At 62.8% G+C, this 17,414-nt stretch carries 23 protein-coding genes; 15 read left to right on the top strand and 8 right to left on the bottom strand.

The genetic code is table 11. The features are described from left to right. Positions 1 to 12 precede the first annotated feature (12 nt). Both I5961_RS25120 and I5961_RS25115 read left to right on the top strand, forming a co-directional pair. Positions 13 to 897, top strand: a complete 885-nt coding sequence (locus I5961_RS25120; RefSeq protein ID WP_085697659.1) for a sugar nucleotide-binding protein — start codon at positions 13 to 15, stop codon at positions 895 to 897. After that, positions 890 to 1,819, top strand: a complete 930-nt coding sequence (locus I5961_RS25115) for an NAD-dependent epimerase/dehydratase family protein (RefSeq protein ID WP_085697658.1) — start codon at positions 890 to 892, stop codon at positions 1,817 to 1,819. The genes I5961_RS25120 and I5961_RS25115 overlap by 8 nt, the downstream gene beginning before the upstream one ends. A gap of 177 nt (positions 1,820 to 1,996) precedes the next feature. Here the strand turns inward: I5961_RS25115 and I5961_RS25110 are convergent, their stop codons facing one another. From I5961_RS25110 to I5961_RS25090, 5 genes are all read right to left on the bottom strand, one after another. Then, the gene (locus tag I5961_RS25110; RefSeq protein ID WP_085697657.1) at positions 1,997 to 2,695 is read right to left on the bottom strand and encodes an OmpW/AlkL family protein; all 699 of its coding nucleotides are present in this window, start codon (positions 2,693 to 2,695) and stop codon (positions 1,997 to 1,999) included. A gap of 221 nt (positions 2,696 to 2,916) precedes the next feature. After that, on the bottom strand, positions 2,917 to 3,435 hold the full coding sequence (locus tag I5961_RS25105; RefSeq protein ID WP_227233674.1) for a DUF3299 domain-containing protein: 519 nt from the start codon (positions 3,433 to 3,435) through the stop codon (positions 2,917 to 2,919). 11 nt (positions 3,436 to 3,446) lie between these two features. After that, a complete protein-coding gene (locus tag I5961_RS25100) occupies positions 3,447 to 4,712 on the bottom strand; it encodes an ABC transporter permease (RefSeq protein WP_085697656.1) in 1,266 nt (421 codons plus the stop codon). A 1-nt stretch (position 4,713) separates the two neighbouring features. Continuing rightward, positions 4,714 to 5,424, bottom strand: coding sequence for an ABC transporter ATP-binding protein (locus I5961_RS25095; RefSeq protein ID WP_007955587.1), 711 nt, complete (start codon positions 5,422 to 5,424; stop codon positions 4,714 to 4,716). 14 nt (positions 5,425 to 5,438) lie between these two features. Next, entirely contained in the window at positions 5,439 to 6,035 is a 597-nt protein-coding gene (locus I5961_RS25090; RefSeq protein WP_085697655.1) for a DUF2796 domain-containing protein, read from the bottom strand. A 134-nt stretch (positions 6,036 to 6,169) separates the two neighbouring features. Between I5961_RS25090 and I5961_RS25085 the strand changes: the two genes are divergently transcribed. Continuing rightward, a complete protein-coding gene (locus I5961_RS25085; protein ID WP_227233673.1) occupies positions 6,170 to 6,526 on the top strand; it encodes a hypothetical protein in 357 nt (118 codons plus the stop codon). 4 nt (positions 6,527 to 6,530) lie between these two features. Here the strand turns inward: I5961_RS25085 and trxA are convergent, their stop codons facing one another. The 3 genes from trxA to I5961_RS25070 are packed head-to-tail and all read right to left on the bottom strand — an operon-like array spanning position 6,531 to position 8,560. Then, a complete protein-coding gene (gene trxA, locus I5961_RS25080; protein ID WP_227233671.1) occupies positions 6,531 to 7,403 on the bottom strand; it encodes a thioredoxin in 873 nt (290 codons plus the stop codon). Positions 7,404 to 7,442: 39 nt separating this feature from the next. Then, positions 7,443 to 8,099, bottom strand: a complete 657-nt coding sequence (locus I5961_RS25075) for a class I SAM-dependent methyltransferase (protein ID WP_227233669.1) — start codon at positions 8,097 to 8,099, stop codon at positions 7,443 to 7,445. Next, the gene (locus tag I5961_RS25070; protein WP_007955577.1) at positions 8,096 to 8,560 is read right to left on the bottom strand and encodes a YbaY family lipoprotein; all 465 of its coding nucleotides are present in this window, start codon (positions 8,558 to 8,560) and stop codon (positions 8,096 to 8,098) included. The genes I5961_RS25075 and I5961_RS25070 overlap by 4 nt, the downstream gene beginning before the upstream one ends. Before the next feature lie 128 nt (positions 8,561 to 8,688). Between I5961_RS25070 and nrdR the strand changes: the two genes are divergently transcribed. The 12 genes from nrdR to I5961_RS25010 all read left to right on the top strand — a co-directional run bounded on the left by nrdR (position 8,689) and on the right by I5961_RS25010 (position 17,379). Continuing rightward, on the top strand, positions 8,689 to 9,153 hold the full coding sequence (gene nrdR, locus I5961_RS25065) for a transcriptional regulator NrdR (RefSeq protein WP_007906838.1): 465 nt from the start codon (positions 8,689 to 8,691) through the stop codon (positions 9,151 to 9,153). Beyond that, on the top strand, positions 9,150 to 10,268 hold the full coding sequence (ribD, locus tag I5961_RS25060) for a bifunctional diaminohydroxyphosphoribosylaminopyrimidine deaminase/5-amino-6-(5-phosphoribosylamino)uracil reductase RibD (RefSeq protein WP_227233667.1): 1,119 nt from the start codon (positions 9,150 to 9,152) through the stop codon (positions 10,266 to 10,268). The genes nrdR and ribD overlap by 4 nt, the downstream gene beginning before the upstream one ends. A gap of 62 nt (positions 10,269 to 10,330) precedes the next feature. Beyond that, positions 10,331 to 10,993, top strand: a complete 663-nt coding sequence (locus I5961_RS25055) for a riboflavin synthase (RefSeq protein WP_085697650.1) — start codon at positions 10,331 to 10,333, stop codon at positions 10,991 to 10,993. Positions 10,994 to 11,009: 16 nt separating this feature from the next. Then, positions 11,010 to 12,101: a bifunctional 3,4-dihydroxy-2-butanone-4-phosphate synthase/GTP cyclohydrolase II gene (gene ribBA / locus I5961_RS25050; protein WP_085697649.1), complete on the top strand. Its 1,092-nt coding sequence runs from the start codon at positions 11,010 to 11,012 to the stop codon at positions 12,099 to 12,101. Between the two features lie 91 nt (positions 12,102 to 12,192). Then, a complete protein-coding gene (gene ribE, locus I5961_RS25045) occupies positions 12,193 to 12,669 on the top strand; it encodes a 6,7-dimethyl-8-ribityllumazine synthase (RefSeq protein ID WP_003228649.1) in 477 nt (158 codons plus the stop codon). Continuing rightward, the gene (nusB, locus tag I5961_RS25040; RefSeq protein WP_007955566.1) at positions 12,666 to 13,166 is read left to right on the top strand and encodes a transcription antitermination factor NusB; all 501 of its coding nucleotides are present in this window, start codon (positions 12,666 to 12,668) and stop codon (positions 13,164 to 13,166) included. The genes ribE and nusB overlap by 4 nt, the downstream gene beginning before the upstream one ends. A 27-nt stretch (positions 13,167 to 13,193) precedes the next feature. Then, positions 13,194 to 14,159, top strand: coding sequence for a thiamine-phosphate kinase (thiL, locus tag I5961_RS25035; protein ID WP_085705098.1), 966 nt, complete (start codon positions 13,194 to 13,196; stop codon positions 14,157 to 14,159). Beyond that, positions 14,156 to 14,659: a phosphatidylglycerophosphatase A gene (locus I5961_RS25030; RefSeq protein ID WP_085697647.1), complete on the top strand. Its 504-nt coding sequence runs from the start codon at positions 14,156 to 14,158 to the stop codon at positions 14,657 to 14,659. Before thiL ends, I5961_RS25030 begins: the two co-directional genes overlap by 4 nt. 28 nt (positions 14,660 to 14,687) lie before the next feature. Continuing rightward, a complete protein-coding gene (locus I5961_RS25025; RefSeq protein WP_085705096.1) occupies positions 14,688 to 15,413 on the top strand; it encodes a substrate-binding periplasmic protein in 726 nt (241 codons plus the stop codon). 132 nt (positions 15,414 to 15,545) lie between these two features. Further along, positions 15,546 to 16,163, top strand: coding sequence for a GTP cyclohydrolase II (gene ribA / locus I5961_RS25020; protein WP_007955551.1), 618 nt, complete (start codon positions 15,546 to 15,548; stop codon positions 16,161 to 16,163). Further along, positions 16,160 to 16,579: an MFS transporter gene (locus tag I5961_RS25015; protein ID WP_085697645.1), complete on the top strand. Its 420-nt coding sequence runs from the start codon at positions 16,160 to 16,162 to the stop codon at positions 16,577 to 16,579. Before ribA ends, I5961_RS25015 begins: the two co-directional genes overlap by 4 nt. Beyond that, positions 16,579 to 17,379: a cobalamin-binding protein gene (locus I5961_RS25010; protein ID WP_085705094.1), complete on the top strand. Its 801-nt coding sequence runs from the start codon at positions 16,579 to 16,581 to the stop codon at positions 17,377 to 17,379. Before I5961_RS25015 ends, I5961_RS25010 begins: the two co-directional genes overlap by 1 nt. Positions 17,380 to 17,414: the final 35 nt, after the last annotated feature.

Here is a 17,414-nt window from a genome sequence, read left to right as displayed (position 1 = left end):
CCTGCTGACTCTATGCGAATGCGCCTTATGTTACTGGGCGGCGGAAATGCCCTTGGGCAGGCGCTGATTCGCCTCGGTGCAGAGGAAGACATCGGTTTCCTCGCCCCCCGCCCGCCCGAAGACGGCTGGGATGCCGCGAGCCTGACCCAATTGCTCGACGACACCCGTCCCGATGCATTGATCAACCTTGCCTACTATTTCGACTGGTTCCAGGCCGAGACCGTCAGCGAAACCCGTCTGGCCGGGCAGGAACGCGCCATCGAGCGACTGGCCGAACTGTGCCAGCACCACAACATTGTGCTGGTGCAGCCTTCCAGCTATCGGGTGTTCGACGGTTCCCGCGCCACCGCCTACAGCGAAAAGGACGAGCCGGTGCCGTTGGGCCTGCGCGGTCAGGCGTTGTGGCGAATTGAGCAAAGCGTACGGGCCACTTGCCCGCAACACGTGCTGCTGCGCTTCGGCTGGCTGCTCGACGACAGCCCGGAAGGCATCCTCGGGCGCTTCCTGGCCCGGGCCGAACAGCCGGAAGAATTGCTGCTGGCCGATGACCGTCGTGGCAATCCGACCCCGGTCGACGATGCGGCTCGAGTGATCATCTCGGTGCTCAAACAACTCGATTGCGCCGCGCCGCTGTGGGGCACTTACCACTACGCCGGCCACGAGGCGACCACACCGCTGGCGCTGGGCCAGGCGATTCTCACCGAAGCGCGCAGCCTGCACCCGCTGGCCATCGAATCCCCGACCGCCCAGGCCCACGCCGCGCGGCCGGACGCTGCCGAAGAGCCGCAACACGCGGTGCTTGCCTGCAAGAAAATTCTGCACACCTTCGGGATCAAGCCGCGCGCCTGGCGTGCCGCGCTCCCGGGCTTACTGGATAGGTTTTATCGTCATGGCTGAAGGCCCTGTTTTAATCACCGGCGGTGCCGGTTTCATCGGCTCGCACCTGACTGACGCGCTGCTTGCCAAGGGCCATTCGGTGCGGATCCTCGATGATCTGTCGACCGGCAAGCGCAGCAATCTGCCGCTGGACAATCCCAGGGTCGAGCTGATCGTCGGCGACGTCGCCGATGCGGCGCTGGTCGCCAGGGCGATGGAAGGTTGCAGCGCAGTCGCGCACCTGGCTGCCGTGGCATCGGTGCAGGCGTCGGTGGATGATCCGGTGAAGACTCATCAGAGCAATTTCATCGGCACGCTGAACGTCTGCGAAGCCATGCGCGAGGCCGGCGTCAAACGTGTGCTGTATGCCTCCAGCGCAGCGGTCTACGGCAACAATGGCGAAGGCGAGTCGATTGACGAAGACACGCCCAAGGCGCCGTTGACGCCTTACGCATCGGACAAACTGGCCGGCGAGCAGTACTTCGATTTCTACCGCCGTCAGCACGGTCTGGAACCGGCAATCTTCCGTTTCTTCAACATCTTCGGTCCGCGCCAGGATCCGTCCTCGCCGTACTCCGGGGTGATCAGCATCTTCAGCGAGCGCGCGCAGAAAGGCCTGCCGATCACCGTATTCGGCGATGGCGAGCAGACCCGGGATTTCATGTACGTCGAAGACCTGGTCGATGTGCTGGTGCAGGCAATCGAAAAGCCGCAAGTGGATGTCGGTGCGGTGAACGTCGGCTGGAATCAGGCGACCAATCTCAAGCAAATGCTGGCCGCGCTCGAAGCGGTGGTCGGCGAGTTGCCGCCCGTCAGCTACGGCCCGGCGCGCTCCGGTGACATCCGCCATTCGCGGGCGAACAACCGCCGGTTGCTTGAGCGATTCAACTGCCCGACACCAACGCCGATGAACGTCGGCCTGGCCCGTCTGCTCGGCCGCTGAGCTTCTTGCAGACATGAAAAAGGCGCCTTTTGACAGGCGCCTTTTTCACGGCCGGAATTCGGGTTTCAAACCTGTTTCCTGTAGCGAGGGAGCTTGCTCCCCGGTCGATGGCGTAACATCGCCGTCAGTTCTGAGCTGCCCGCCACCAAGCCTCATTCACCACCACGTGAACGTTCTTCAGAACTTGTAGCCTAGACCAACCATGTAGATGAAGGGATCAACGTCCACATTCACCCGTGCACGGGTGCCCGGAGCCACGGCGTTGTTCTCGACGGTGGCGCGGGTGTCGATGTCGATGTAGCGCACCTGGGCGTTGAGCATGATGTTGTCAGTCAGCATGTAGTCGGCGCCGACCTGCCAGGCCAGGCCCCAGGAGTTTTTCGCCTTGAAGTTGCTGAAGCCGTTGGACTGGGCTTCGCTGCCGACGTGCTCGTCGTAGATCCAGGTGTAGTTGATGCCGCCGCCGATGTACGGCTGGAAGGCCGACTTCGCATCCAGCGGGTAGTAGACGACGCTCAGGGTTGGCGGCAGGTGTTTCAGGGTGCCGAGCTTGCCATTGGCGGCCGGCAGGGCGGTGCCCTTGATCTTCACGTCATGCTCGAAGGGCGATGCGGCCAACAGCTCGATACCGATGTTGTTGGTCAGCATGTAGGCGAAGTTCAGACCCAGTTGGGTGTCGCTGCTCATGGTCGCCTTGCCGCCCAGGTTGGCGCCGCTCAGCGGACCCTGATCGACCTTGACGCTGGAGCTGTCGGCCTTCGGGTTGACGGTGATCGCACCGGCGCGAACGATGATGTCGCCGGCTTCGTGGGCGTGGGCGAGCGGGGCTGCGAGCGCGAGGGCAAACAGCGAGGCGCTGAGCAAGGACTTGTTCATGGAAGCTCCCAAAGGACGTTAAAAATGTTTGATGTCCTATGGTACGAATCCGTCTGATACGGTCTTTTGACTCAGCTCAATGAAACAGTGATGGGCGTTTTTTTGTGGAACCTTTGCCGACCCCTTCGCGAGCAAGCTCGCTCCCACATTAGAGCTCGGTCAACTGTGGGAGCGAGCTTGCTCGCGAAGACAATGGGCCAAACAGTACAGAATTACCGGATTTACTCCGGCAGCTCATAGACGTAAATCTTGTCCGCATCCATCTGATAGCCGGCATCCGCCAGCTCGCTGGTAGAAGGTTTGACCTGCAACGGCCCTTCGACCCAGTACGGCTGATACAGCTCATCGAGCTTCACGCCGAGTTCGCTTTTCACGTGCACGATCTGGTTCGACGGCGGTGGCGGCACGTGGATGCAGGCGCCGAAATACGGCACCAGCAGGAAGTCCGTGGTGCGACCTTCTTCGCTGACTTCCAGCGGCACGATGTAGCCCGGCAGGCGAATGTTCTGGCCGTCGAGGCTTTGCACTACGGGGGCGTTGGGCATGTCCTGTTTCGCCGCTGGTGCGGACTCGGCCGACAGCGCATCGCCCATCTTCGACAGGTCATGCAGCGGCGTCATGTTCGGCACTTCGGGCGCCGCGTCCGGCGGGATCATCTCCGACCAGGTCAGGTCTTTCGGTGCCGCCGCCCAGACGGGCAGGGCGACCAGCATCAGCAGCGCAAGGACAGCGCGGGGCATGGTGAACATCCTCATAAACGGATCGACAGGCCATCGGCCAATGATTGGCGATACGCGCGCCAGGCCGGCACGCTGCCCATCAGCAGCGCGGCAGCCAGAATGCCACCGAGCAGCGTCCATTCATACTCGCTTGGCCATGCCAGCGGCAGATACAAGCCGTAATTGGCCTGCACATAACCCTGGGCGGCGGCGATGCCGAGGTACAGCAACGCCAGCCCGGCGATCACTCCGGTCAGCGCCAGAGCGAACGCTTCCAGCACCAAAAGGCTCGCGATATGCCACGGTCGCGCGCCCACCGAACGCAGGATGGCCATTTCGCGGCGACGTTCGTTGAGGCTGGTGAGAATCGCCGTGAGCATGCCGATCAATCCAGTCAGCACCACGAACAGCGAGACCACGAACAACGCTTTTTCGGCGGTGCTCATCAGGCTCCACAACTCTTGCAAGGCCACGCCGGGCAGGATCGCCAGCATCGGCTCGCCACGGAATTCGTTGATTTCTCGCTGCAGCGCGAAGGTGGAAATCTTGCTGTTGAGGCCGAGCATGAATGCGGTGATTGCTTGCGGCGTCAGGTCCATGTTGCGCGCCTGATCGGCGCTGATCCGACCGTTACCACGGGCCGGCACGCCGTTGTGCCAGTCGATGTGGATAGCCTCCATGCCACCGAGACTGATGTGCAACGTGCGGTCCACCGGCGTGCCGGTGCGCTTGAGAATGCCGACCACGGTGAACGGTTTGTCGTCATGCTTGACCAGGCTGATCGCCGCCACGCCGTGGGCCAGCACCAGCTTGTCGCCGAGCTTGTAATGCAGGGCTTCGGCCACTTCGGCACCGAGCACCACTTCGAACGGATCGGTGGCGAAGGCGCGGCCGTCGGCCAGTTCCAGGTGTTGCTGGCGACCGTACTGGTAATGCTCGAAATAGGCTTGGGTGGTGCCCATCACCCGGTAACCGCGATGGGAATCGCCGAGGGACATCGGGATCGCCCACTTCACCTTCGGGTTGCTGGCGAAGTGTTCGAAGCTGTCCCAGCGGATGTTGTTGGTGGCGTTGCCGATGCGAAATACCGAGTACAGCAGCAAGTTCACCGAGCCCGAGCGGGCGCCGACGATCAGGTCGGTGCCGCTGATGGTGCTGGCGAAACTGGCCTTGGCTTCGGTGCGCACCCGCTCGACGGCCAGCAGCAGGCAGACGGAAAGCGCGATGGCGAAAGCAGTGAGCAGAGCGGTGAAACGCCGGTTGGCGAGGCTGGCCATGGCCAGACGGAACAGATACATCTCAGACCTCGGCAGACGTGGCGGCGCGATTGAGTTCGGCCAGGGACAGATGACGGTCGAACAGCGGCGCCAGGCTCTGGTCGTGGCTGACGAACAACAGACTTGATCCAGCTTCGCGGCACTCGGCGAACAGCAGGCGAATGAAGTTTTCCCGGGCGTCGTAATCCAGCGCCGAGGTCGGTTCGTCGGCGATCACCAGTTCCGGCTGACCGATCAACGCTCGGGCCGCGGCGACCCGCTGTTGCTGACCGATCGACAGCGAATCGGCGCGGCGGCTCAGAATGCTTTCGTCCTTCAGGCCCAAATGGGCGAGCAGGGTGGCGGCAGCCTGATCGACGCTGCCGTGGCGCTGCTTCGCACGCTCGGCACGCAGCTTGGAGAAGTGGCACGGCAGCTCGACGTTCTCGCGCACCGAGAGAAACGGCAGCAGGTTGAACTGCTGGAAAATGTAGCCGGTGTGATCGACGCGAAAACGATCGCGGGCGCCGGCACCCAGTTCGGTCAGCTCCTGGCCGAGCAGCCGAATGCTGCCGCGACCGGGTTTCTGCACCCCGCCGAGCAGGCCGAGCAGGGTGGTCTTGCCGCTGCCGCTGGGGCCCTTGAGGAACAGGGTTTCGCCGGCTTCCAGGCGAAATGCCGGGATGTCCAGCAGCGGCGGGTGACCGGGCCAGTTGAAGCCCAGGTCAGACAGTTCGATGAGTGCTTGGGTCATGGCGCCGTTTCGTATCAGAACTTCAGGGCGGCGGCCTTGGCCGTCACTTCCGTGCCTTGCTGGCCGCTCGGGCCGATCAGTTGTACCTGAATTTTCTGGGTGGCCGGGAAGGTATTGAACAGGTTTGCCAGATCCAGGGTTTTCAACGCACCCGGCGCTGCACAGCTGAACTGGTAGTGGGCGTGGATTTCACTGTGGTCATGATGATGCTCGTGACCATCCTTGCCGGCTTCTTCTTCGTCGTCGTGGTCGTCGGCATCCGGCTTGTCGCCGAACAGCGGGCTTTCCAGTTCCTGGCTGGTGACTTTGCAACCGGCGGCGGCCGGCAGACTGAACAGCGCCAGCGGTTTTTCCAGCTGCGCACGAGCGGCGGCGACTTTGGCCTTGTCGGCATCGCTGGTGGCGACGTGTTCAAAACCCACGAGGTTCATCGCCGGGCTTTCCAGCTCCAGCTCCAGGGTCTGGCCGTCGAGGGCGGCGTTCAGACGACCGACGCCATGTTCGTGGGCACCGAGGCTGCCGTGCTCATGGTCGTGATCATGCTCATCGGCGGCATGGGCGATGGCCAGCGGCAACAGGGCAAACGGCAAAGTGAGCAGCAGACGACGCATGGCGGTCTCCGGGAAGTAAAGTGAAGAGTTTGTTATGTAATCTTATAACGAAAGTGCGCAGAGTTTGCCCGCCCGCTTGGCGTTATACAAGTCCCATGGGAGCATGCAGGTCAGAAATGTGCGGGAGCGAAGTTATGGTGCGGATACGCGGAACCGTCGGTGCGTTGCCGGTGGATTTGACCCTTGAACTGGATGAAAGCGACTGGGCGCGGCTCGGTGCGCAGTTGGGTATGCCGGTGCAGGCCGCCCAGCCGCAAGCTGCTGCAGCGCCTGCGGCGAAACCGGTGAATCAGGATGACGCGTTGTGGCAGGTCGCCAGGGATTTGCTGCGCAAGGCCGGGCAACTCAGCGGGCCGGAGTTGCTGGATCAGCTCGAAGGACTGACCGGCAGCGCAGCGGCGGGCAAGCGCTTGCTGGTGCGCCTGCGTCATTCGGCCGATGTGAAAGTGCTGAGCGGCGGTGATACGCCGCTCTACAGCTGGATCGAATAAGCGCTTAGTACAGCGCGGCAAACACCTTGCGCCGGTAAGCGGTCACCAGCGGGTGATCGTTGCCCAACAGCTCGAAGACTTGCAGCAAGGTCTTGTGCGGCAGACCTTCGCTGTAGTTGCGGTTGCGGATGAACAGCTTGAGCAGTGCGTCCAGCGCCGCTTCGTATTGCTGACGGGCCAGTTGCTGGATCGCCAGTTGATACACCGCTTCATCGTCCTGCGGGTTCTGCGCCAGACGGCTTTTCAGGTCGGCGGCATCCGGCAGGTCACGGGCCAGGCCGAGGAACTTGATCTGCGCCTTGGCACCGGCCAGTGCAGCCTTGTGTTCGTCGCTCTTGACCGCGTCGAGGACGGTTTGCGCTTCGCCCAGTTCACCGCGTTCAGTCAGGCAGCGAGCGTAGAGAATCAGTGCCTTGGCGTTGGTGTTGTCTTCGCCCAGCAGCGTCACCAGTGTCGCTTCCGCGTCGGCGTAACGGCCTTCGTCAAACAGTGCCTGAGCCTGTTCGAACGGATCGGCGGCGGACGGTGCCGGCATCTGCACATGCGGTTCAAGCAGGGCGCGCACCGCGGATTCCGGTTGCGCACCGGCAAAGCCGTCCACCGGTTGGCCGTCCTTGAACAGCACCACCGTTGGCAGGCTGCGGATGCCGAAACGGGCGACGATGTCCTGCTCGATATCGCAATTGACCTTGGCCAGCAGCAACTCGCCCTGATAGCTCTCGGCGATGCCTTGCAGCATCGGCATCAGCGCCTTGCATGGCGCACACCATTCGGCCCAGAAATCCACCAGCACCGGTTTTTGAAAGGAGACCTCGATCACCGACTGGTCGAAGTCGGCCGTCGTGGCGTCGAAGATGTACGGCGTTTGATGACTCATGGGGTCTCTCGTAAAAGCGTGAATGGGGCAACTATACGGTCAGGCGCGGGCCGCATGGTAGAGGCTGACATGGCGAAACTCTTCGGGCTCGGCCAGATCCGGCAGGGTCATGGCTTCGAGCATTTCGATGCGCCGGTACAGCGGATGCCGGAAATCCCGAACCCGCGAATCCGCCACCAGCGCTTCGCGGCCACGGCTCAGGAAGGCGTCGAGCAGCGGCAGGTTTTCCCTGTCATACAGAACGTCGGCCACCAGGATCAGATCGAAGCGATCCGCTTCGGCGAAGAAATCCGTGGAATAACTCATCTGCACATCATTGAGTTCGGCATTCGCCCGACAGGCGGCAATCGCCAGCGGATCCAGGTCGCAGGCCACGACTTCCAGTGCGCCGGCCTTCACCGCCGCGATCCCGGCGATCCCGGAACCAGCGCCGAAATCCAGCACCCGCTTGCCGCGAACCCACTCGGGAAACGCCGCCAGATACCGCGCCACTGCCAGACCACTGGCCCAGCAGAAACTCCAGTAGGGCGGTCCATGCAGGATGCGTTGGGTTTCTTCCTGACTGAATTCGCGCGCCATGTTGTCGCCGTCAATCAGCCACAGCCGCAAATCGGTGTCCGGCAACGCACAGGTTTTCAGTCGCGCGTCGCCGAGCAATTGGCCCAGCGACTGTTGCAGGTCTTGCGGTGCATTCATGGTGCTTTGACAAATTGCAGTTGGCCCAGGGCCTGGGTGGTCGGCTGAGTGATGGTCTGCGACGGCAGGTGCAGGATCAACTGGCCGGACTGGCTGGCGCGGCCGCGCAATTCAACCCGCGCGCCGACCGGGAAAGCGTCGGGGTTGAAGCGCAGGTGGAACGGCAGAATCTGGTTGTTGCCGATCAGACTGGAACTGGCGAGCAATTGTTGCGGGCGATCCTTGGCGTCGATCACCAGCAGCGCCAGTTCGACTTCGGCGCCGGCCGGCACGCCTTGCAGGGTGCCGCTCAGTTCCCGTTGATACGCGGGCAGCGGGCCGAGGTCGGCGGCTTCCCGGGCTTTTTTCTGCGCCTGTTGCGGCGCCGGGCCCGGCGTTGGCGGCTGAGGCTTGGGCGCATCGCTGCCACAGGCCACCAGCAGGCTGAAAACACTGAGCAAAACGAGCGGTCGTAAGGACATTGGCGGCTCCAGCAAAATGAAATCCATGGATCAAACGATCATGGCAGTCTGTATACCGCAAAGCCTATGGCTTGTCTTGCCACCGGGATGCGCTACCATGGCCCTCCCTTTTTTTGTTGCCAGCCACCATGCACTGTCCCTTCTGCGGTGCCAACGACACCAAGGTCATCGACTCGCGTCTGGTCGCCGAGGGCGAACAGGTGCGCCGCCGGCGTGAATGCCTGGCCTGCGGCGAACGTTTCACGACGTTCGAGACGGCCGAACTGGTGTTGCCGCGCCTGATCAAAACCGACGGCAGCCGCCAACCGTTCGACGAAGAAAAACTCCGCGCCGGCATGCAACGCGCCCTGGAGAAACGTCCGGTGAGCGTCGAGCGCCTCGAATCCTCGCTGGTCCATATCAAACACAAGCTGCGCGCCACCGGCGAGCGCGAGGTCAAATCCCTCGTGGTCGGCGAACTGGTGATGGCCGAGCTGAAAAAGCTCGATGAAGTCGCCTACATCCGTTTCGCATCCGTGTACCGCCGCTTCCAGGACCTCAACGAATTCCGCGAAGAGATCGACCGCCTTGCCCGTGAACCGGTGAAAGAATGACCACCGCCGCCGAGCAGGCCATCCTCGACGCCCGCTTCATGGCCCGGGCCCTGGAACTGGCGCGCAAGGGGCATTACACGACTCATCCCAATCCACGGGTCGGCTGCGTGATCGTGCGCGACGGGCAGATTGTCGGCGAAGGCTGGCATGAACGCGCCGGCGAACCGCACGCCGAAGTCCACGCCCTGCGCGCCGCCGGTGAGCAGGCCCGGGGCGCGACCGCTTACGTCACCCTCGAACCTTGCAGCCACCACGGCCGCACGCCGCCGTGCGCCGATGCGCTGGTGAACGCCGGTGTTGGCCGGGTGGTCGCGGCAATGCGTGATCCGAATCCACAAGTCGCCGGACGCGGTCTGCAGCGTCTGGCCGATGCCGGTATCGCCACCGAAAGCGGCGTACTGGAAATTGAAGCGCGCAAGCTCAATCAAGGTTTTCTGAAACGCATGGAACACGGCTTGCCGTTTGTGCGGGTCAAGTTGGCCATGAGCCTCGACGGCCGCACGGCAATGGAAAGCGGCGAGAGCCAATGGATCACCGGCCCGGCCGCGCGTTCTGCAGTGCAGCGTTTGCGCGCCCAGGCCAGCGTGGTACTGACCGGTGCCGACACGGTGCTGGCCGATGGCGCACGCCTGACGGTGCGCGGCGACGAGCTGGGGCTGGATGACGAACAAACCGCGCTGGCCCTGAGCCGTCCGCCGCTGCGGGTGCTGATCGACGGGCGTCTGCGAGTGCCGCTGGATGCGCCGTTCTTCAAGGCCGGCCCGGCGCTGGTCGCCACCTGCGTGGCCATCGAAGAACAGTACGCCAACGGCCCGGAATGCCTGATCGTGCCGGGCGATGATGGTCAGGTCGATCTGCATCAGTTGCTGATCGAGCTGGCCAACCGAGGTGTCAACGAAGTCCTGGTCGAGGCCGGCCCGCGACTGGCCGGCGCATTTGCCCAGCTCGGTCTGGTCGATGAGTTCGTGATCTTCATCGCCGGCAAGTTCCTCGGCTCCACGGCGCGTCCGCTTCTGGACTGGCCGCTCGCTTATATGAAGGATGCGCCGGAGCTGAAAATCACTGAAATTCGCGCGGTTGGCGATGACTGGCGAGTCACTGCAATCCCTGTCTGATCAGCGAGCGTATAATTCCCGGCCATCGCGTTAGCGCTGGCTTCGTTCTCAAGGAGAACCCCATGTTTACCGGCATCATCGAATCCATCGGCAGTATCCGCGCACTGACCCCAAAGGGCGGTGATGTGCGGGTGCATGTCGAAACCGGCAAGCTCGACCTGAGCGACGTCAAACTCGGCGACAGCATCGCGGTCAACGGCGTGTGCCTGACCGCCGTGGAACTGCCGGGCAACGGCTTCGCTGCCGACGTCAGTCGCGAAACCCTCGACTGCACCGCCATGAATGACCTGAAAAGCGGCAGCCCGGTCAACCTGGAGAAAGCCCTGACCCCGACCACCCGTCTCGGCGGCCATCTGGTCAGCGGTCACGTCGACGGTGTCGGCGAAGTGGTCTCGCGCAGCGACAATGCCCGCGCCGTGGAATTTCGCATCCGCGCGCCGAAAGAGCTGGCCAGGTACATCGCCCACAAAGGCTCGATCACCGTCGACGGCACCAGCCTGACCGTGAACGCGGTCGATGGCGCCGAATTCCTGCTGACGATCATTCCGCACACCCTGAGCGAAACCATCATGGCGTCCTACAAGCCAGGTCGCCGGGTGAACCTGGAAGTCGACTTGCTGGCGCGTTATCTCGAGCGTCTGCTGTTGGGCGACAAGGCTGCAGAGCCAACGTCTGGCGGCATCACTGAAAGCTTTCTGGCCGCCAACGGCTACCTCAAATCCTGACTGAAGGGGGTGCCTTGTGGCGCTCAATAGCATCGAAGAACTGGTTGAAGACATCCGCCAAGGCAAGATGGTCATCCTCATGGATGACGAAGACCGCGAGAACGAAGGCGACCTGATCATGGCCGCCGAGTGCTGCAAGGCCGAGCACATCAACTTCATGGCCAAGTACGCCCGTGGCCTGATCTGCATGCCGATGAGCCGCGAGCGCTGCGAAACCCTGAAGCTGCCGCTGATGGCGCCACGCAACGGTTCCGGTTTCGGCACCAAGTTCACCGTCTCGATCGAAGCGGCCGAAGGCGTGACCACCGGTATCTCCGCCGCTGACCGCGCGCGCACCGTGCAAGCGGCGGCTGCGAAAGACGCCAAGGCTGAAGATATCGTCAGCCCGGGCCACATCTTCCCGCTGATGGCCCAGGCCGGTGGCACCCTGGCCCGAGCCGGTCACACTGAAGCGGCCTGCGACCTGGCACGCATGGCCGGTTTCGAGCCAAGCGGCGTGATCTGCGAAGTGATGAATGACGACGGCACCATGTCCCGTCGCGCCGAGCTGGAAGCCTTTGCTGCTGAGCACGACATCAAGATCGGTACCATCGCCGACCTGATTCACTACCGGATGATCCACGAACGTACCGTTCAGCGGATTGCCGAGCAGCCGCTGGACAGCGAACTGGGCCAATTCAACCTGGTGACCTATCGTGATTCCGTGGAAGGCGACGTGCACATGGCACTGACCCTGGGCACTGTTTGCGCCGAAGAACCGACCCTGGTTCGCGTGCACAACATGGACCCGCTGCGCGACCTGTTGATGGTCAAGCAACCGGGCCGCTGGAGCCTGCGCGCCGCCATGGCTGCGGTTGCCGAGGCCGGCAGCGGTGTGGTGTTGTTGCTGGGTCACCCGCTGGATGGCGACGTGTTGCTGGCGCACATCCGTGAAACCGGCGATCAGGCGACGGTGAAAAAACCGACCACCTACAGCATCGTCGGTGCCGGTTCGCAGATCCTGCGTGACCTCGGCGTGCGCAAAATGCGCCTGATGTCTGCGCCGATGAAGTTCAATGCGATATCCGGTTTCGATCTGGAAGTTGTAGAATACGTGCCCTCCGAATAATGACCGGTTGTTTCCGGCCCTGTATTCGCGGCAAATAAATCACTGAGGGACGCGAAACAGACGCGTCCCGGCTCTTTAAGAGATCTGACGAATGACCCTGAAGACCATCGAAGGTACCTTCATCGCCCCTAAAGGCCGCTACGCTTTGGTAGTGGGCCGCTTCAACAGCTTCGTGGTTGAAAGCCTGGTCAGCGGTGCAGTTGATGCCCTGGTTCGCCACGGCGTGAGCGAAAGCGACATCACCATCATCCGCGCACCTGGCGCCTTCGAAATCCCGCTGGTTGCGCAGAAAGTCGCCCAGAAAGGCGAGTTCGCAGCAATCATTGCCCTGGGCGCGGTCATTCGTGGCGGCACTCCGCACTTCGAATACGTGGCTGGCGAGTGCACCAAGGGCCTGGCCCAGGTGTCCATGGAATTCGGCGTACCGGTCGCTTTCGGCGTCCTGACCGTTGATTCCATCGAGCAAGCCATCGAACGTTCCGGCACCAAGGCCGGCAACAAAGGTGCTGAAGCTGCCCTGTCCGCTCTGGAAATGGTCAGCCTGCTGGCGCAGTTGGAGGCCAAGTGATTAGCGACGAAAGCGATCGTTTCAACCCGCGCGATCCGAAACCTGCGGATGCCGGCAAACCATCGAAAAGCGCCAAGCGCCGCGAAGCCCGTCAGCTCGCGACCCAGGCCCTGTATCAGTGGCACATGGCTCGGCAGTCGTTGAACGAGATCGAAGCGCAGTTCCGGGTCGATAACGATTTCACCGATGTCGACGGTGCCTACTTCCGCGAAATCCTGCACGGGGTTCCGCAGTTCAAGACCGAAATCGACAACGCGCTCACGCCTTGCCTGGACCTGGCGATCGAAGAGCTGGACCCGGTTGAACTGGCGGTTCTGCGCCTGTCCACCTGGGAACTGCTCAAGCGCGTTGACGTGCCGTACCGCGTTGTGATCAACGAAGGTATCGAACTGGCCAAGGTGTTCGGTTCGACCGACGGCCACAAGTTCGTCAACGGCGTGCTCGACAAGCTGGCTCCGCGCCTGCGTGAAGCTGAAGTGAAGGCGTTCAAGCGCTGATCGGCGCTTGAATACTTCTTCTCAGCCATGGGCGAGTTTGAGCTGATCCGCAATTTCTTCGCCGCCGCGCCTTGTGCGCAGGGCGGCGAAGGCGTTGCACTGGGGATCGGCGATGACTGCGCCTTGCTGGCAATTCCCTCCGGGGAACAGCTGGCGGTTTCCACCGATACGCTGGTGGCCGGCGTGCATTTCGCCGATCCCTGCGATCCGTTTCTGCTCGGTCAGCGCTCGCTGGCCGTGGCGGTCAGCGACCTTGCTGCCATGGGCGCCACGCCCGTTGCCTTTACCCTTGCCCTGACCTTGCCGACGGTGACCGCCGATTGGCTGCAAGCCTATGCCCGTGGTTTGAACCGCATGGCGCAGGGCTGCGGCGTGGCGCTGGTCGGCGGCGACACGACGCGCGGGCCGTTGAGCCTGACCGTCACGGTGTTCGGCCGCGTCCCGGCCGGCAAAGCGCTGACCCGCAGCGGCGCGCAGCCGGGCGATCTGCTGTGTGTCGGCGGCGAACTGGGCAATGCCGCCGGGGCCTTGCCGCTGGTGCTGGGGCAGCGAGACGCCGAACCCCATATTGCCCAACCGCTGCTCGATCATTACTGGTCGCCGCAACCGCAACTCGCCCTCGGCCAGGCCCTGCGTGGCAAGGCCACCTCGGCGCTGGACATCTCCGATGGCCTGCTCGCCGATTGCGGTCACATCGCACTGGCTTCGCAGGTGCGCCTCGAAGTCGAGTGTGAGCGTGTTCCATTGTCGGATGCGCTGGTGGCATTTCTCGGTCAGCGCGGCGCCGAACGCGCGGCGTTGAGCGGTGGCGACGATTATGTGCTGGCCTTCACCTTGCCGCCCGTCGAGTTGCCGGCGCTGCTGGCTGATGGCTGGCCGATCCATGTGATCGGCCGCGTGACGCAGGGCCAGGGCGTGGTGCTGCTGGACCGCGACGGGCACGACATCACCCCGCAAATCCGGGGCTATCAACATTTTCAGGAGTCACCGTGACAGATCACCCGAAACAGGTTCCGGCCGAATTCGTTCCGCCGTCGGTCTGGCGCAATCCCTGGCATTTCCTCGCGTTCGGCTTCGGCTCGGGCACCTTGCCCAAGGCGCCGGGCACCTGGGGCTCGTTAGTTGCGCTACCCTTTATCCCGTTGTGGCAGATGCTGCCCGACTGGGGTTACTGGCTGATGCTCGGAATCACCATGCTGTTCGGCTTCTGGCTGTGCGGCAAAGTGGCTGACGATCTGCGGGTGCACGACCACGAAGGCATCGTCTGGGACGAAATGGTCGGGATGTGGATCACCCTGTGGCTGGTGCCGGAAGGCTGGTACTGGTTGCTCGCCGGGTTCCTGGTGTTCCGCTTCTTCGACATTCTCAAGCCGTGGCCGATCCGCTGGATCGACCGGCACGTTCACGGCGGCGTCGGCATCATGCTCGACGATGTGCTGGCCGGCGTGTTCGCCTGGCTGGCGATGCAGGGCCTGGTGTGGCTTTTCGCCTGATTTCCAGGCGTGGATGAGGGACGCAGGGATGACTCGACGCTGGTTGGCGATAGTGGTTTTGACCTTGCTTGGCGCCGTGGCCCAGGCACAGGACGCACCGCCGTCGGTCATTCATCTGGCCAGTGAAGATTGGGAGGACTACACCGCCGCCGATGGCCATGGGCTGGGCTGGGATGTGTTGCGCAAAGTCTTCGAGCCGGCCGGCGTAACCCTGGACATCCGCACCGTGCCCTACACCCGTTCGGTCGGGCTGGTGCAATTGAAGGAAGTCGACGCACTGGTCGGTTCTTACCGCGGTGAAGCCGAGCAGGTCTTGTACCCGAAATGGAATTTCGATTCCGACCACATCTACGCGCTCGGCCTGGCCAGCAATCCGTCGCCAACCCAGGCGACGCTGGGCAAATACCGACTGGCCTGGGTACGCGGCTATCGCTACGAAACCTACCTGCCGAACGTCAAACGCTTCAACCAGATCGAGCGCCGCACCGGGATCCTGTCGATGCTCAAGCAGGGGCGGGCGGATTACTACATCGATGCGCTGACGGAAATCGAAGCGGTAGTCAGAAACGCCGCCGATCCTTCGCAATACCGTTATTCACATCTGGCGGAACTGCCGCTGTACCTCGGTTTCGCCGACACCCCGCAAGCCCGGGCGTTGATGTCGATCTACGACCAGCGCATCGAGCAACTGGTTAAAAGCGGCGAGCTGAAGCCGATCTTCGAGCGCTGGAAACAGCCGTATCCGTTCGAGTAAGGGCGATAACGAAGGGCCTGTAATCAAACTTTTTGATCGTTATGGCCGATAATTCAGCCTAAGCGCCTGTAGGAACGTGCTGTTACAATGCCGCCCAGCGAATCTCGGACTTTTCAGATCAGGAGCACACCGGTGCCTGTCGTTTTTGTCGCCGCTTCCAAGCTGCCCACTCCTTTTGCGCAATTCACCATGCACGGTTTTCTCGATGAAGCCACCGGCCGCGAGCACGTTGTGCTGAGCCTGGGTGAGATTGCCGACGGTGCCCCGGTACTCGGCCGTCTGCACTCCGAATGCCTGACCGGTGATGCCTTGTTCAGCCAGCGTTGCGACTGCGGTTCGCAACTCGAAGGCGCCCTCAAGGCCATCGCTCGCGAAGGTCGTGGCGTGTTGCTGTATCTGCGTCAGGAAGGGCGCGGCATCGGTCTTTTGAACAAGATCCGTGCCTACGAATTGCAGGACGGCGGCGCCGATACCGTTGAAGCCAACGAGCGCCTGGGCTTTGCCGCCGACCAGCGTGATTACGCCATGTGCCTGCCGATGCTCGAGCATCTGGGCGTCAAGTCCCTGCGCCTGATGACCAACAACCCGCGCAAGGTCAAAGCCTTGACCGACATGGGCATCGTCGTCGCCGAGCGCGTTCCGCTGCACACCGGTCATAACCCGCACAACAAACTCTATCTGGCGACCAAGGCCAGCAAGCTCGACCACATGATGGGCAACGAGCATCAGGGCGAGGTAGACCGGGCGTGACCCGCGGACAAGTGCGGCGCCGTCTGGCGATCGCCTGGTGGAAATACCTGGCGCTGGCGCTGGTGCCGCTGTTCGTGATCAACGGAGTGTTTGGCCAGGGCGAGGCGATTCTGCCGGTCCTGGCGATGCCTTTCTTTATCGCTGGCGTGGCCTCGATGTTTGTCAGCCTGAAGTTTTTCGGGCGCTACAAACATGCGCTGATCGCCACGCAAAAAGCCCTCGATACCCCTGAAGAACCCGCTGCCTGGATTGCCTTGGCAGCCTGCCTTCGCCGTGCATTTGTGGTCGCGGCGCTGCCGGCCTGGATCGGCGCGCTGGCGGTGTTCGTCGGCCTTGAAGCGGTGCCGCTGATGTTGCTGGCGCTGTCGACGGCGGTGCTGTTCTACCTCTACCGTATCCCGCGTCAACTCGCTTGATGCGGCGTCTCTGGCTGGCGGTTCTGCTGCTGGCCGTCAGCGGTGAAACGCTGGCCGCCCTGCGGGTGGTCAGCCTTGCGCCCTCCCTGTCGGAAATCGTGGTTGAACTGGATTCGGCCGACCTGCTGGTCGGGGTGCTGGATGCCGGTGAGCGGCCATCCGCGATCAAGGACGTGCCTTCGGTGGGCCGTTACGGCCAGCTCGACATGGAACGGCTGCTCAGCCTCAAGCCTGACTTGTTACTGTTGTGGCCCGGCAGTGTCGGCCCGGCCCAGCGCGATCAGCTCAAGCGCCTGAATATCCCGACTTTCGTTGCCGAACCCCGCAGTCTCGAACAGCTGGCCGCGCAGATTGAAGCCATCGCGACGCAGCTCGGTCGTCCTGTGCGTGGGGTCGAACGGGCCCGCGAGTTGCGGCAAAAACTCGATAAACTGCGCCAGCGCTACCGGCGGGAAGTGCCTCTGCGGGTGTTCTATCAAGTCTGGGACAAGCCGCTGTACACCATCGGCGGCGGGCAGATCATCAGCGATGCGCTTGAAGTGTGCGGTGCGCGCAACGTGTTCGGCGACTTGAGCCTGCCCGCGCCGCAGGTAAGCATCGAGGCGGTTTTACAGCGTGATCCCGAGGTGATTCTGGCCGGCGATCAGCCACAACTGAATGCGTGGAATGCCTGGCCGCAGGTGGCGGCGGTGAAGCACAGGCAGCTGCTGTTGGTCACCGACAAAGGTCTGGAGCGTCCGAGCGGGCAGATGATCGAAGCGACCGCCAAGCTTTGCCAACTGATCGCGCCAGACCGCTGAGACCGCAGCGCCTGCATTCGCGAGCAAGCTCGCTC

This window comes from Pseudomonas sp. IAC-BECa141 (assembly GCF_020544405.1).
Classification (GTDB): Bacteria; Pseudomonadota; Gammaproteobacteria; order Pseudomonadales; family Pseudomonadaceae; genus Aquipseudomonas.
Note: the sequence above shows the minus strand (reverse complement) of the source record. Positions and strands in the feature narration are given on the sequence as shown.